A 15,463-nucleotide genomic window follows, 5' to 3' on the forward strand; every position below is an offset into this window, starting at 1 on the left:
GCTTGTTATGTTTTTCCACTTACTTCCCCTAAGCCACAAGATGCAAAACCTCCACTTTTTTGAGAACAAGGTTTACAGTCATTAGACTCTCTATATGACATGGCCAATTCGATCAAGTTACCTTTATCCTGCATCAAAACCTTTTCATCTCTCGATGTCATCACAAAAAAGTTAATCGTATGCGCTCCCGAAAAGTAGACAACAAGCTCGTTATTCCCCCACTTGTCACCTGAAAATTTATATATATCTCCTTTTACACCTAAAGCACTCTCAATCTCTTCAATTTTCTTGGCTGTTATATTTGGACTCTCATACTCTGTTTTGAATTGTGACAAGGTTTGGTTCACTTGATCCTGAATGGATTTCACAATAGTTGATTTATCGGCCGCGCGAGCATAAATAACGTTTGTAGCACTAGCCCATGTACTGCTTTTCGGATAAAACACGAAAGGCAACCCTTGGCGTTTTCCTGAAAAGGGGTCTGCGACCCAAGCAGCGGGCGCGCTAAAATAGAAACAGTGATTATCCCCGTAAACATACCCATCTTCACCAAATGCCGTAGGCGAATTCAAAGTTAGCAAAATAACTAAAAGATGTTTTTTCATACTCCAGCCCTTCTCAAAAAACATAACGCCTCGTTAAGAGGCAAAAAATAGTTGTCTAAAATTAGCGACGTAGGAGCCAAAAGCCAACTGTTTTTTGTCCTTTTAAACGACTTGTTAAGCTGCATTTTTAAGCTGTCTTATTGACATGCTATAGTGATTAAAATGTCTATGACTGTCATTAAAAGTATTTTTCAACTCTTGTATTGCGTTAGTGTAAAGTGCGTCGTGAGATAACTTAGAACTAAGACCTTTTCTGGTAATTTGACTGCTGATATATTTTAAAATTGCAGACTGTAAAAAGTGCCCTCTAATAATTTCCCATAGCGATCTTCCTGAATCATTTATTAACTCTACAACATGATTGATTTGACTTTCACAAAAATGACGCTGTAACTGAGTATGATGTTTGCTAATTTTATTGGAATCTATATTAGCGCAGGATTGAGACTTCATATATCGAGAACAATTATCACCAATTACTTCTATATAAAGTTCATAGCAATCATTTGTTACATCAAAGTAAATTAATTCTTTCAAATTATCTGTTAATGCATCTATCCACTCTCTGAACTCTGATAATTCAAGATCATTGTCTTTGATCCAAAGCTTTGTAATTTCTGTAACCGCCTCCGAGATATAAAGAGTATTTTCAATGGAGTAACCATAAGTTGTGATAAGCCGTTCATGTTCAGGCAGTTTTCCTGTGAGAGACTTATAATCAGAATCTCTAGCTATAATAATATTTAAATTTTCATCAACTAATCGTTTAGTATATTTGTCTAGCTCACTAGAGCCATCTTTAACTTCGATCTTAAAGTTTGTAAAATCAAAATAATTAAATATAACTTCCCAAAAAAGGACATCATCATCCCCTTCAACATAAACTAATTTCTCACATCGGTGAAATTTGTTTAATACATTTACTGCATCTCCTGAATATTCTACGGCGCTCATTTATGGAGATCCTCCATATCAATGAGTTTATCTGAGTATTTACCAGCAACTTCAGGTGAGTGCGTTGCAACAATTAGTTGCGCATTAGGATTTAGTTGTTTTATCGCCGGTAATATTTCTCTTTGCCAAGACACATGCAAAGATAATTCAGGCTCATCAGCTATAAATATATAAGGTGCTTGACGTTGGAGTAGAGCTTCAGCAAACAAAATAATAAGCTGCTTCTCACCTGATGAAAGCTTTGGAATTGGAACGTTTCCATTTTTATTAACAGTTAAATGCCCATTACGAAACTCAAAGTTTTTATCCGTAATAAATGCTTTTAGTATTTTTAGGAAATCATCGCGTTGTTTAAATATTTCTTTTTCTTCTTTTTCCGCATCTAAAGACATCCTAACTACATTGCTTGTTTGTTTTATCCTTTCTAAGGGACTGAAATCAAAATCAATAGGTTCATCTTTTTGAGAGTTATCTATTGCGTGTCTCATTTTTTCAACACTTTCAGCAACTTTTTCAACATGGTTATTTATATCGACACGTACCTTAGCGTCTAATACACCAAGTTGACGGTATGCCGAAAGTAATTTTCTTTTTTCATCTTTTTTATCAAAATCTAAACTAAATCCAGATTTTTGATCGCTATCATCGGTATATAAAAGTGATGTAAGCACTTTCCTTTGAAGAGCTGATGAAACAGCTCTTGCTTTATCTGATAACTCAAGTTGATAAGTGGTTAATCTTTGTATTAAATCTTGGAGTATATGATCTACAGGTGTCGCACTTTTGGATTCTTGCCTTTCTCTACGGCTATGATCATAATCTTTTTTAATGCGATATACAGAAAGAGTGGTAATGTTTACTAATTCATTCATTCTATCTCGAATTTCTTCGGACTCTTCAATGATTCGTCTTCTGAAGTGTAAAGGAACATTTTCATCAGAACCTACAACCCTCAAATTGAACTTATTTTTAGATATCACATATTCAACATGTGTAAACCTATAATCACTTGAGATGATTTTTTTAACTTTAATTGTCTTAGTCTTATTTCCTTCACTAAGTTTAATTTCAACATAATCAAACTCAAAATCATCTAACCATTCAGTATCAACTGTTAAAACTGCATGAAGAATGCTCATAAATGTTGTCTTACCAGTTCCGTTTCTACCAATAATCACATTTACAGAATTATAGAAATTGGTTTCTATAGTATGCTCACCCCAGAAACCTGATATTTTTATATATTTAATTTTAAACACAATTCCCTCAGTTTAAATTTGGATTAATTAGTGCTTTGCAGCTTAACAGTTTATTCGTGTGCGTGCCTGATATTCTGGCGAGAGTCTGTCGAGCTTCGTCGTGTAACTTACTGATTTCATTAAGAAACCTTCCTTAGCAAGACCATTCCCTTCCAGAAAAGCGTGCGCGCACACTATTTCGGCCACGGTATGCCTACTATCTTGTAAACCCTATACCCTAACCCATTGATTCTATTGATGATTAAAATATCACCAGCAGAGAATACGGGCAAGCACGAAAACAAATCGTGCCATCAATTCAGCCGTTCGGGCAAATCATACTGTTTATACTCACAGTACGCCTTTGTATTCAGATTCCAGACAAAAAATAGCGCCAGAACGGCGCTATTTAAAGACAGATAAGGTGAAGATCACAGCGAGCCGCGTTGGCGTACCGCTTCAAATAAGCAAATACCGGTGGCAACAGAAACGTTCACCGAGCTGACTTCACCCGCCATTGGGATATTCACCAGGAAATCACAATGCTCGCGCGTTAAACGACGCATACCCGGGCCTTCAGCACCCATCACCAGCGCCAGAGGGCCAGTCATATTTTGCTGATAAATATTCTGCTCAGCCTCGCCGGCGGTACCACCAATCCAGATACCGCGCTCCTGCAGTTCTTTCATGGTACGAGCCAGATTAGTTACCTGAATATAAGGAACGGTTTCTGCCGCGCCACAGGCGACTTTAGCGGCTGTTGCATTTAGCGGCGCAGATTTATCTTTAGGAGCAATCACCAGATGCACGCCGGCTGCATCGGCTGTACGGATACAGGCACCCAGATTATGGGGGTCTGTCACACCATCCAGAATCAGAATAAACGGATGACCTTCGATATTGTCCAATACGTCGGGCAGCTGTTTTTCGCTCATGCCCTGTACCGGTTTACGCAGGGCAATAATGCCCTGGTGGTTGCCATCCACTTTCTGGTTCATTAAGCCTTTATCGGCTTCCCGAACCAGTAAACCTTGTTCTTCCGCCAGTTCCAGTACGCGTTGCATACGTTTGTCCTGACGGCCTTTCATCACCCAGATTTCCACCACCTGATCGGCGCTGCGTTGTAATAAAGTGGTGACGGCGTGTAAGCCATAAACGGCTTCTAATTTCATTCTGATTTCTCCAACAGCGGACCTTTCCGCCATTTAAAGCTTAACCGTTGGGAATGTTTTCTGAAGCAGCAACATGGATGTTGCGTCCGCCCGGCAGGCACAAAGATGTGCCTTCGGGGCGGCGGAAAGAAAATATTCGTAAGGATTAAGCGAATTTACTTCTTCTTAACGGTTTTACGAGCCGTTTTTTTACTGTGCTTCGCTTTGGTCGTTTTGGCCTTGGTCGCAGCACCTGCCTTTTTCGCATTCAGCTTCTGACGTTTGCTTGGCTTCTTGCTGGTGCCTTTTTTAGCGGCAGGCTTTTTGGAAGAACGCTTGCCATCATCATCCGAGTCATTAGCGGCGTGACGGCCCGAGGTTTTATCCGCCTGGGCTTTTTTAAAGCTATCGCGCTGGGAACGCCGTGGTTTAGAACCGGGCTTATTATCCGGTTCTTTTTTACCGGTCCCTTTTTTACCGGGTAGAAGGTCTTCCGTTTCACCTTCAGCACCCCGACGACGCGGCAAACGTGTGGGTGTCGGAAGGTCGGCCCCTTTGCGATTTTTATTCATCGGGGCGGTGGTTAATTCGAAGTCAATCTTGCGATCATCAAGGTCAACGTCCACCACTCGAACCCAAAGTTTGTCGCCCAGACGGAAACTGCGACGGGTACGTTCGCCGATTAGACGATGTTTCACCGCATCAAACTGGTAATAGTCGTTTTGCAGGGTGGAAATGTGCACCAGACCTTCAACATATACGTCTTTTAATTCGACGAACAAACCAAAGCCGGTAACAGCAGAAATCACACCTTCATATTCTTCACCGATGTGGTCACGAATATATTCACACTTAAGGAAATCCATCACATCGCGGGTGGCATCATCAGCCCGGCGCTCAGTAATAGAACAGTGTTCACCCAGGCTGATCATACGCGCGGTGTCGTACGGATAAATACGCCACTTTTGCATGTTCTTCGCGTCTTCCACACGGCGAACATGACGACATTCAATCTCGCTGCGAATCACGTGGCGAATACCACGGTGTACCAGTAAATCCGGGTAACGACGAATTGGTGAGGTAAAGTGCGTGTAGGCTTTATAGGCTAAACCGAAGTGCCCTTCGTTTTCAGGGTCGTAAACCGCTTGAGACAATGAACGCAGCAGTACCGTCTGAATTAAATGTGAATCCGGACGGTCTTCGATTTTCTTCAGTAACGCCTGATAATCCTGCGGCGACACTTCTTTGCCTTTATGCAGCGATAAACCTAACTCACCCAGGAAGCTGTAGAGATTTTCCAGCTTCTCCTGGCTCGGGCCTTTGTGCACCCGGAACAACGCCGGAATGTTGTAACGCTGGAAAAAGTCGGCCGCACACACATTGGCCGCTAACATACACTCTTCAATCAGCATATGGGCTTCGTTGCGTTCGGTTGGCACAATTTCCTGAATTTTGCGCTCGGCATCGAATACGATACGGGTTTCCACCGAATCAAAGTCCATCGCGCCGCGCTGTTCACGGGTTTTGCGCAACAGCTTGAACAGCTTATAAAGATTCTCTAAATGCGGAACAATCGGACGGTAATGTTTACGCCAGGCTTTGCCATCTTCGGTTAATGGCTTCTGCAGCATGTCCCACACTTTGTTGTACGTTAACCGTGCGTGGGAATGAATCAGACCTTCCATAAATTTATAGCCGGATAACTTACCCGCGGCAGAAATGGTGATTTCACACACCATTACCAGACGATCCACTTCCGGATTTAACGAGCATAAACCGTTGGATAGTTTCTCCGGTAACATGGGCACAACAAAGCCCGGAAAATACACCGAGTTACCACGCTCGTAGGCGTGATCGTCTAAGGCCGATTTCACTTTTACATAGTGAGATACATCCGCGATGGCAACGAATAAACGCCAGCCACCGGTCTTTTTGTTCGGTTCACAAAAAACCGCATCATCGAAGTCACGAGCGTCTTCACCATCAATGGTGACAAACGGCAGGTGACGTAAATCAACGCGGTTTTTCTTATCAGCAGCTTTTACCTGCTCCGGTAACTTCTCAGCTTCGGCAACAACTTCATCGGGCCAGTCAGCGGGAATATTATGGCTGCGAATGGCCACATCAATTTCCATACCCGGTGCCAGATGTTCGCCTAATACTTCAATCACTTCACCCATGGGTAATGCGCCAGGGCGAGGTTGCTGGGTGATCTGAACCACCACAAACTGGCCGTGCTCGGCTTTCTTTCTGCCGGCAGGGGGTACCAGAATTTCATGGCTGACGCGTTTATTATCCGGTTGAACCACGCCAACACCGGCCTGATCAAAGTAACGGCCTACGATCTGCTGGGTATTACGTTCCAGTACTTCAACAACTTTGCCTTCAGGGCGACCGCGACGATCCAGGCCTAAAATCTGTACCGCGACTTTGTCACCATGGAATACTTTGCCCATCTGGCGATTAGAGAGATAAACATCGTCGCCGCCGTCGCGCAGCACAAACCCAAAGCCATCGCGATGACCCATCACCATACCGGTGACCAGGTCGGCTTTACTCATCGGCATAAATTGATTGCGACGGTTGGAGATCAGCTGGCCGTCACGCGACATCGCAATCAAACGACGACGCAGGGCTTCAACCCGCTCTTCATCGGTTTCGCCCAGTGCGGCACACACATCAGAATGAGTCATTGGATGACCCTGCTGTTCCAGCAGCATCAGCAGTGCATCACGGCTGGCAACCGGATTATCGTAGCGTTGCGCTTCGATGGCGGCTTGTGGATCTTTAAACGTGCTGTTGCTGCCTTTGGCTGCAGCGCCCTTGGAAGGTTTTGACTTTTTCGTCATGGAATCCTGATTTCGGAGATGTCCGTAGGCCGGAACAGACGTTTAACAATAAGCACGCACAGCCGACCGGTGAATGATGGCCACAGTATAACCAGAAAAGCGCGTGGTTGCTGGTTTTAGTTAGGATGGCTGGCTGGCGCTAACCGAGCCATAAAGCAATCATGGAAGAGAATTTACAGCGCTTTAAAATTGATGCTGGCAGACTCACGCTGTTTACCTGCCTGTTCCAGTTTATTCAGGTATTCCGCCCACAGTTCGTCGTGACGTTCGCACAGGTGATGAAGATACTTCCAATCGTACAGACCGGAGTCGTGACCATCATCAAATATCAGCTTGAGGGCGTAGTTACCGGCCGGTTCCATGCTCAGCAACACCACGTCTTTTTTGCCGTACTGCAGCACCTCATTACCCACACCATGACCACGCACCTCGGCAGATGGCGAATGGACCCTGAGAAACTCAAAACTGAGCTGGTAAATCTTATCGCCGTACCCCAATTCGACGCTGCGACTGGCTTTACGTACTTTGATGGAGGAAGGAATCATTCTGTTACTCACAAATTGAAGGCGTGATGCCAGACAACGTCAAAGCCGCATCAGAAATGAGTGCGGCTTATGGTTATGACTTGCCGGTTATTTACAAAATAAACTGACTCAAATCCTGATCCTGCACCAGATTCCCCAGCTGTGCGTTAACGTAATCAGCGTCAATCACGACCGCGTCCGACATGTCCGTCGCGTCGAAAGAAATCTTTTCTAACAACCGCTCCATAATCGTGTGCAGCCGGCGGGCGCCGATGTTCTCTGTGCTCTCGTTCACTTCGAAAGCGATGTGAGCCAGGCGCTTAATGGCGTCGTCGGCGAAGGAAATCGTCAGACCTTCGGTTTCCATTAGCGCAACATATTGCTGCGTTAATGATGCGCTTGGTTCGGTCAGGATGCGCTCAAAGTCTTCCGGTGTGAGTGCTTCCAACTCAACACGAATTGGCAGACGACCCTGTAATTCCGGAATCAGATCAGACGGTTTGGACAGGTGAAACGCACCTGAGGCCACAAACAGAATATGATCGGTTTTGATCATGCCGTATTTGGTAGATACGGTGCAGCCCTCAATCAACGGCAGCAAATCACGCTGAACCCCTTCGCGGGATACATCACCACCAGAGCCACTTTCCTGACGTTTGGCTACTTTATCAATCTCATCCAGGAAGACGATGCCGTTTTGCTCAACCAGATCAACCGCTTTGGCTTTCACCTCATCCATATTCAGCAGGTTTGCGGCTTCTTCATCACGCAACTGTTTCTTGGCATCGGCAATCTTTAACTTACGTTTGGTTTTCTTATCGCCACCCATATTCGAGAACATGTTTTGCAGCTGGCTGGTCATTTCCTCCATGCCGGGAGGTGCCATAATCTCTACGCCAACATTCGGTGCCTGAGCAATATCGATTTCAATTTCCTTATCATCCAACTGACCTTCGCGCAGCTTTTTACGGAAAATCTGACGGGTTCCGGAATCTTCCTGTTTTGGTTCTTCGGTGGTATCCCAGCTGGTCGTGGCAGGCCGCGCCGGGGGCAATAGCGCATCAAGAATTCGTTCTTCTGCGGCTTCTTCGGCGCGCAGCGATACTTTTTCCATTTCCTGCTCACGCAGCATTTTGACGCCGGTTTCAACCAGGTCACGAATGATGGATTCAACGTCTTTACCGACGTAACCCACTTCGGTGAATTTGGTGGCCTCCACCTTAATAAAAGGCGCATTAGCGAGCTTGGCTAACCGACGGGCGATTTCGGTTTTACCGACACCGGTTGGGCCAATCATCAGAATATTCTTTGGCGTTACTTCATCACGCAGGTCAGCATCCAGCTGCATACGGCGCCAGCGGTTACGCAGCGCAATAGCCACTGCGCGCTTGGCATTATTCTGGCCAATGATATGACGATCTAATTCGTGAACAATCTCACGTGGGGTCATTTGACTCATGATTTATCTCCCGCCACATCGGTAGCGCTTAAACTTTCAATGGTGTGGTTGACGTTGGTAAACACACAGATATCGCTGGCAATCTTAAGGCTTTTTTCAACAATATCGCGGGCGCTCAGCTCGGTGTTCTCAAGCAATGCACGGGCTGAAGCAAGCGCATAATTACCCCCGGAACCAACACCAATGAGATCCTCCTCCGGCTGCAGCACATCGCCATTACCGGTGATGATCAGCGAGGCGGTGTGATCAGCCACAGCCAGAATGGCCTCGAGCTTGCGCAACGCACGATCAGAGCGCCACTCTTTCGCCAGCTCAACGGCTGCACGGGTCAGCTGACCGTTATGCTTTTGCAGCTGAGCTTCAAATTTTTCGAATAATGTAAATGCGTCTGCCGTTCCACCGGCAAAACCACCAATTACCTGGCCGTTGTATAAACGGCGAACTTTACGGGCATTTCCCTTCATTACGGTATTGCCCAGAGACACCTGGCCATCGCCGCCAATGACCACTTCATCACCACGGCGCACGGATACAATTGTTGTCATCGCTGAATCCTGATTCTGTTAGCACGAAACTTATAGATGATTCTGATATGGGGACACTGATCGAGAGTTCAAGAGCTTGTACCCCAGCAGCTCAATCCCGATACTGCTCGCTTCAACCAAGGTATTACCAGAAATCCACGTTGCCGGAACAGGTCATACATAAGTCCTGACGGCCAACGCTTTTTTAAATAAGAAGTACTTCTATGAAAATCGCCAAAAACACAGTCGTTCAATTGCACTACAGCCTGTATGACGATCAGGGCAACCTGATTGAAAGTACCCAATCAACCGGTGGCGACCCGGTGGCCTATCTGCAGGGCCATCAAAATATGATTCCGGGTTTTGAAAACGCGGTTACTGGTATGGAGGCCGGTGAGCAACAAAGCTTCACCCTTGAGCCAAAAGACGCTTATGGTGAGCGTAAAGACGGCAACGAACAACGAGTGCCGGTTAAGCACCTGCAGGGACCGAACACCACCAAGAAACAAAAGTGGCGCAAAGGCATGGTTGCCTGGGTGGAAACCCCTCAGGGTACTCGCCAGGTCACTGTTGTAAAAGTGGGTCATTTTATGGCGGATGTGGATACGAACCATCCGCTGGCTGGCCAGGCGCTGCGCTTTGATGTGGATATTGTCAACGTACGTGCGGCAACACCGGAAGAAATTGAACACAAACACGCCCATGGTGTCGGCGGCCACCAGCATTAATCGCTGGTCGATACTCAGAGCAATCGGAAACTTTTATATTTTCCATTCCACGCATCGGCTGAAGTAACAATGCAACGCCGATGCAATCGCACCGCCAGTGGTTATGGAAAACACCGGCGGCGCTCTGCTGTATTAGCCATCAAAATGGCAACACTCTATTCCGCAAACATCCACACATAATATTCGTCGCGCTGAACGTCGTACCAAGTCTCTTTTACTTGGGTTTTAACTGTGACGCGTTTCACTTTTTCCAAAGTTTCTTTATCCATGCTAACGCTGGACCGATCATTCTTAACTCGCGTGTTTAAATACGAAATACTGCTCACCTCGACCCCCTGGCGAGCCGCCAGTCGCTCTCTTGCGCGTTGCAAAGCGCACTCCTGCTGGGCGTAATGACCCTGAATATGAAAGCCACACGACGCAACAACGCCATCTCCCGGATTCAGCAACCATTCAGGTTGGCCTTGTTTTACTGCCACCGGTTTACAAGACGACAATATTGAAATGGTAAAAACAACAGCGATTTTTTTCGCTGCATTGGTAAAAAGCTGGCGCATTTTTGATCTCCTTCACAAGTCTTAAATCCTGTGTAGCATTTTGCCATATCATTCGCTATTCTCGACCAACATTCTTTATTAATAGCCGCTTCAATCAAGGAGAGGAAGATGATGATTCGTAATATTTTTGCAGCTGCTGCAGCCACCATGCTGGTAGCTTGCGCATCTAACCAACCAGCACCTCAGCCAGTCGCCAGCTGCGTGTTCGCTGACGGTTCTGGTCAGGCAGCGCCTGAATGGGTATGTGGCGCTCCGGTTAACGGCATTGATCTGTCTGCTGTTGGCTACGCCGACAAATCTGGCGCAGGCCCTAACTTCATGAAACAAATGGCTGCAACTGCCGCTCGTGTTGAACTGGCGCAGACCATGAAAGTTGAAGTTCAGAATATGATCAAACAGTTTGCCGAAACTACCGGCGCAGGCGACAGCGAAACGGTTGACCGTGTAAACACCTCTGTTACGAAGCAGATCACTAAAGAAACTCTGGTTGGTTCTAAAATCTTCCGTCAGATGCCAACCCCAAGCGGTGGCATGGTGGTGCTGGTTGGTTTAGATGCTGACACCGTTACCAAACTGTCTGAGCAAGCGCTGAAAACTTCTATGAAGAACGAGCGCGCTCTGTGGCAAAAATTCCAGGCGGAGAAGTCTTTCGACGAATTGGCTTCTGAAATTGCCAACATGGAATAAGTTGTAACGACTTTAGAAAGAGCCGGCCTTGTTGCCGGCTTTTTTGTTTGATGCAGGAGATTTTGCAATGAAAAAGGTTCTATTACTGGTCGCAGCTGTGTTGTCAGCTTCGATTGTTCATTCTGATAGCGAGATGGATGAATATCAGAAATGGCGTAAAAAAGAGCTACAGAGTTTTCAGAGTTATCTGGATGAAAATGACAAAGCGTTTATTAAATTTCTGAAGGAACAATGGAAGCCGGTAGAGGTAAAACCGGCAGAAAAACGTGATCCACAACCGAAGCCAACGACCTTTCCTGAGGCTCCCAAGGTGAAGGCCACTCCGGCTCCGGTAACGACACCAGTGCCTGTACCGGTTCAACCTCCGGTGATGAAAAAACCTGAACCGAAAAAACCGGTAGCCGTTGTCGAACCTGATATTACCCAGAAGCCCAGCGTCGTTAAAAAACCTGAGGTCAGCCCAGCAATCGAGATCAAGAGTAAGTCAGTCCGCACGGCAAGTTTTAATTTCTACGGTAACCCGGTAAAAATTGAATATCCGAAAAACTTCAAACGCATCTTTGCCGGAAAATTGAACAGCGAGAAAATTGCAGCTTATTGGCAGTACCTGGCCAGCAAAGAGCATAAGCCGACCATTGAACAGCTGAAACAAACGGCAACACGACTGAAGTTAAATGACTGGGGTACTGCCTTATTATTTGATCGCTTCGCCGGCTCGATTCTGCGTCAGGAAACCAGTCGCCGTCTGACAACCTGGTTCTTACTGGTAAAATCCGGGTTTGATGCTCGGGTGGCTTACAATAATAAACTGCATTTATTAATTCCATCCCGACAAGATCTGTTTGGCGTTACCTTCTTCAAACTCGGTGGCAAAAAGTATTACGCCGTTAATCTGAATGGTAGGCAACTGAAGCCCGGTAAAGTGTTCACGTACGGAGGGCAACATGGCGCCGGTTCTAAAACACTGGATTTCAGCCAGCCGAACGAATTTGTTGCCCAGGGTAAACACACCAAACGCGCATTAAAATTCGCATATGGTGGTAAAGACTATCGAATCATGGTGGATTACCCGGCGCGCTATGTTTCCTACTTCAACAGCTTCCCACAGCTGTCTTTACCCAACTACTTCAAAGCTGGCCTGCCCGCTGTGACGTCGGCTTCGCTGCTTGATCAGTTGCGTCCGGTTGTTGCCGGACAAAGTGAACAGGAAGCCGTGAATCGTCTGTTACGCTTCGTCCAAACGGCGTTCAAGTACAAAACCGATGATCAGCAGTTTAAAGAGGAAAATTACCTGTTCCCGCTGGAAACGCTGCACTACCCATATTCTGACTGTGAAGATCGTGCTGCACTGTTTGCCTGGTTAACCGAAAGCCTGCTGGGTCTGGATGTGATTATTCTCGATTATCCCGGTCATGTGGCGACCGCAGTCCGCTTTAACAGCAAAGTAAAAGGAGATGCATGGCAATATCAGGGCAGCCGTTATGTGGTCGCAGATCCAACCTACATTAACGCTAACGCAGGTATGACCATGCCGCAGTTTGCCGGTAAAGCACCGAAAGTTCAGCAGTTCTGATTTTTCTCTGCCCGCAGGCTGAGCAGAGTTATGTTTGGCCTGCTAATCACCCCCCAACATCACAAGATGTTGTTGCCACGAAATACACGTTGCCACCAGCTTGCTACTGGTTTTTCAACTCATCGGCGTTTACCCTAGCCGCCGTGATTAGATCAACAAATGAAGAGAGAGCGCCATGTCCGCTTTATCCGTGGCCGTTGTACCGGTAACTGCCTTCGCTCAGAATTGCACCATTCTGATGTGTAACAACACCAAACAAGCTGCCGTTATTGATCCCGGCGGCGAAGTCGGCCGTATTAAACAGCAGCTGGAAAAAATGGGGGCCACCGCCCGCAAAATTCTGTTAACCCATGCTCATATCGATCATGCCGGAGGCACCGCTGAACTGGCCAGGGAACTTGATCTGACCATCGAAGGCCCTCACGAGGGCGACTTGTTCTGGATTCAGAGCTTGCCGCAGCAGTCGGCGATGTTTGGCTTCCCGGCGGTGGAAAGCTTCACTCCAGATCGCTGGCTGAACGATGGTGATGAAGTCGAAGTCGGGGAGCTGACGTTCCGGGTCATCCATGCGCCGGGGCACACTCCCGGACACGTGGTGTTTTATAACCCGCAGCAAAAGCTGGCTTTTGTTGGTGATGTGTTGTTTAACGGCTCGATTGGCCGTACCGATTTTCCTCGGGGCAATCATGCTGAGCTGGTCAGCTCGATACGTGACAAGCTGTTTCCGCTGGGAGATGACATTGAGTTTATTTGTGGCCATGGCCCGAACTCGACCTTTGGCCATGAGCGCCAGCACAATCCGTTTGTATCTGACCACCGAGGCTAGTCAGGCCAATAAAAAGGTGGAATTAAAAATGGCACCCGAAGGTGCCATGTTTGCTCTTCAGCAACCGTCGTTATCACTCATCGAGTGGCTTAGCTTTCACCGCGATACGACTGGTCTGTAAAGACTCCAGCTGCTGCTGTCGTTCTTTGCTCTGGATTAACGCCAGGTCCATTTTCTCGTTGTAAATATCCAGCCAGGTGCGCGAACCAGGATTCATTCGAGCAAGATCACGCATGCCTTGTTTTAACGCACTGAGGTGTAACTGGTAGCTTTTTTCCTGAGCCAGAAACTGCTGTTTAAATGCCGTGGCGCTGCTGCTGTCGAGTACATTGCGGGTATCTATGGCTGTTTCACGAACCTGCTCCATGGCGGCTTCGATTGTTGCCAGGCGCTGCAACGCCGGCTCAAAGTTCCGCTGCTGAACATACACAACTTTAGGCTGGGTGAACTTGATCACCAATACGGTAATAGCAATTGATGCTCCGACCAGTGCCATTAATACGATGGCAATCAGCATGTTCCGGTGGGTACTGACGTTACTTTCGAGAATACTCAGACGCTGACCATCACTGAGATCGTACTCCTCTTCCCTGCTATCCCTCACCATTTCACCCCGCTCCAGAAAAACAGATTTGTACAGACAGTGTAGCAGCTGAGGGAAGAATCGCCTGAAAACGAAAAACCGTGCCGAAAAGACAAAATCATGACCCGCCATGGTCCCAAAATCGCGACCGCCTCCGTGTGAATGGCCCGGTATTGTTACAAATAGGATGGTATGGAGAGGATACGAAGGTGGCGTCAGGAACCCGCAGATGAGGAAATACCGAGCGGCCGGGTCATGCCCGGCCAGAGAACAATCCAGTTACACCAGGCCAATATCTGCCAGTTGCTGATCATAGCCAATGCGGAAATTGGGGTATTTCAAACGATAACCCAGGTCTTTAATCCGTTTATTAGAACACCGACGATTGGCCCGGCGCGTTGCCTCTGGCAGATCGTGGTCGTCTTCAACATCGCCAATCCGATCTTTCATCCACTCAAGCACATCAAACAGAGTGGCGGGTTCATCGTCGCTGGCCAGATACACATCCTCCAGCGGCTCATCGCTGAGTGCCTTTTCGACCAGGATTTTCAGCACGCCAACACAGTCATCGCGATGAATACGATTGGTCCAGACCGGTGGTTCGGGGTCGCAGTGCCCACCCTGCTTCGCCTGTTCGATCATGCGGTTACGACCAGGACCATAGACACCGGTCAGACGAACAACGGTGCCCGGCAGCTTGTCTCTCAACAGGGCCTGTTCGGCGGCCAGCATTTCTTTACCGGCAAAGCTCGATGGTGTGGTTTCAGAATGTTCGTCTACCCATTCACCATCCATCTGATGATAAACGCTGGAACTGGAGACAAACACAATCCGTTTTGGCTTCATCGGCCGCACGGCCCGCAGTACATTGCGCAAGCCTTTGTAATAGTACGTGTGATAACCCTCTTTGGAGAACACTGGGGATGCGACGCTGTATACCACCACATCGATATCGGTCGGTAAGTCGAGCAAACTTTCCGGATCAGCAACATCCGCTCTGACCAGTTCCACGCCATCAGCGATGGCTTTATTCGAACGACGCACACCGTAAACCTGATGACCAGACTGAGCTAAGTCCCCGGCAAGATGCCCCCCGATATCACCCGCACCTACAACCAGAATCCGAGCCATGTACTTCCCTCCAACTTTTTATTGTCTCTCTGCTTATCAGCCTAGCAGGCTTTATTTCAGCCGGATCGGCAACG

15 protein-coding genes are annotated in these 15,463 nt (G+C 47.2%); 4 read left to right on the forward strand and 11 right to left on the reverse strand.

From position 1 onward, the window contains the following. Nucleotides 1-5: 5 nt before the first annotated feature. The 8 genes from MK185_16555 to hslV all read right to left on the reverse strand — a co-directional run bounded on the left by MK185_16555 (nucleotide 6) and on the right by hslV (nucleotide 9,325). On the reverse strand, nucleotides 6-605 hold the full coding sequence (locus tag MK185_16555; protein MCH2042244.1) for a hypothetical protein: 600 nt from the start codon (nucleotides 603-605) through the stop codon (nucleotides 6-8). A 114-nt stretch (nucleotides 606-719) separates the two neighbouring features. Then, a complete protein-coding gene (locus MK185_16560) occupies nucleotides 720-1,559 on the reverse strand; it encodes a DUF4435 domain-containing protein (GenBank protein MCH2042245.1) in 840 nt (279 codons plus the stop codon). Continuing rightward, nucleotides 1,556-2,818, reverse strand: coding sequence for an ATP-binding protein (locus MK185_16565; protein ID MCH2042246.1), 1,263 nt, complete (start codon nucleotides 2,816-2,818; stop codon nucleotides 1,556-1,558). Before MK185_16565 ends, MK185_16560 begins: the two co-directional genes overlap by 4 nt. Nucleotides 2,819-3,228: 410 nt before the next feature. Beyond that, the gene (gene rlmB / locus MK185_16570) at nucleotides 3,229-3,969 is read right to left on the reverse strand and encodes a 23S rRNA (guanosine(2251)-2'-O)-methyltransferase RlmB (protein MCH2042247.1); all 741 of its coding nucleotides are present in this window, start codon (nucleotides 3,967-3,969) and stop codon (nucleotides 3,229-3,231) included. A gap of 155 nt (nucleotides 3,970-4,124) precedes the next feature. After that, nucleotides 4,125-6,797 (reverse strand): ribonuclease R, encoded by a 2,673-nt coding sequence (gene rnr / locus MK185_16575; GenBank protein MCH2042248.1) that lies wholly within the window; start codon nucleotides 6,795-6,797, stop codon nucleotides 4,125-4,127. 173 nt (nucleotides 6,798-6,970) lie between these two features. After that, nucleotides 6,971-7,342 (reverse strand): DUF971 domain-containing protein, encoded by a 372-nt coding sequence (locus MK185_16580; protein MCH2042249.1) that lies wholly within the window; start codon nucleotides 7,340-7,342, stop codon nucleotides 6,971-6,973. Between the two features lie 91 nt (nucleotides 7,343-7,433). Further along, nucleotides 7,434-8,780: an ATP-dependent protease ATPase subunit HslU gene (hslU, locus tag MK185_16585; GenBank protein ID MCH2042250.1), complete on the reverse strand. Its 1,347-nt coding sequence runs from the start codon at nucleotides 8,778-8,780 to the stop codon at nucleotides 7,434-7,436. Then, nucleotides 8,777-9,325, reverse strand: coding sequence for an ATP-dependent protease subunit HslV (gene hslV, locus MK185_16590; protein ID MCH2042251.1), 549 nt, complete (start codon nucleotides 9,323-9,325; stop codon nucleotides 8,777-8,779). The genes hslU and hslV overlap by 4 nt, the downstream gene beginning before the upstream one ends. A 203-nt stretch (nucleotides 9,326-9,528) precedes the next feature. Between hslV and MK185_16595 the strand changes: the two genes are divergently transcribed. Next, entirely contained in the window at nucleotides 9,529-10,032 is a 504-nt protein-coding gene (locus MK185_16595; protein ID MCH2042252.1) for a peptidylprolyl isomerase, read from the forward strand. Nucleotides 10,033-10,187: 155 nt separating this feature from the next. Here MK185_16595 and MK185_16600 read toward each other — a convergent pair whose 3' ends face one another. After that, nucleotides 10,188-10,589 carry a hypothetical protein gene (locus tag MK185_16600; GenBank protein ID MCH2042253.1) on the reverse strand — a complete coding sequence of 134 codons (402 nt, stop codon included), beginning with the start codon at nucleotides 10,587-10,589 and terminating at the stop codon, nucleotides 10,188-10,190. 108 nt (nucleotides 10,590-10,697) lie between these two features. On the opposite strand from MK185_16600, the gene MK185_16605 reads away from it, so the two are divergent. From MK185_16605 to MK185_16615, 3 genes are all read left to right on the forward strand, one after another. Beyond that, on the forward strand, nucleotides 10,698-11,276 hold the full coding sequence (locus tag MK185_16605) for an LPP20 family lipoprotein (protein ID MCH2042254.1): 579 nt from the start codon (nucleotides 10,698-10,700) through the stop codon (nucleotides 11,274-11,276). Between the two features lie 67 nt (nucleotides 11,277-11,343). Continuing rightward, the gene (locus tag MK185_16610; protein MCH2042255.1) at nucleotides 11,344-12,849 is read left to right on the forward strand and encodes a hypothetical protein; all 1,506 of its coding nucleotides are present in this window, start codon (nucleotides 11,344-11,346) and stop codon (nucleotides 12,847-12,849) included. 175 nt (nucleotides 12,850-13,024) lie between these two features. Then, complete coding sequence (locus MK185_16615; protein ID MCH2042256.1) at nucleotides 13,025-13,675, forward strand: MBL fold metallo-hydrolase; 651 nt, start codon at nucleotides 13,025-13,027, stop codon at nucleotides 13,673-13,675. A gap of 73 nt (nucleotides 13,676-13,748) precedes the next feature. On the opposite strand, the gene MK185_16620 is transcribed toward MK185_16615, so the two are convergent. Continuing rightward, nucleotides 13,749-14,282: a hypothetical protein gene (locus MK185_16620; GenBank protein ID MCH2042257.1), complete on the reverse strand. Its 534-nt coding sequence runs from the start codon at nucleotides 14,280-14,282 to the stop codon at nucleotides 13,749-13,751. A gap of 255 nt (nucleotides 14,283-14,537) precedes the next feature. Continuing rightward, nucleotides 14,538-15,389 carry an SDR family oxidoreductase gene (locus MK185_16625; GenBank protein MCH2042258.1) on the reverse strand — a complete coding sequence of 284 codons (852 nt, stop codon included), beginning with the start codon at nucleotides 15,387-15,389 and terminating at the stop codon, nucleotides 14,538-14,540. Between the last annotated feature and the right edge of the window lie 74 nt (nucleotides 15,390-15,463).

It is taken from the genome of Saccharospirillaceae bacterium, assembly GCA_022448365.1.
Classification (GTDB): Bacteria; Pseudomonadota; Gammaproteobacteria; order Pseudomonadales; family Oceanobacteraceae; genus Bacterioplanoides.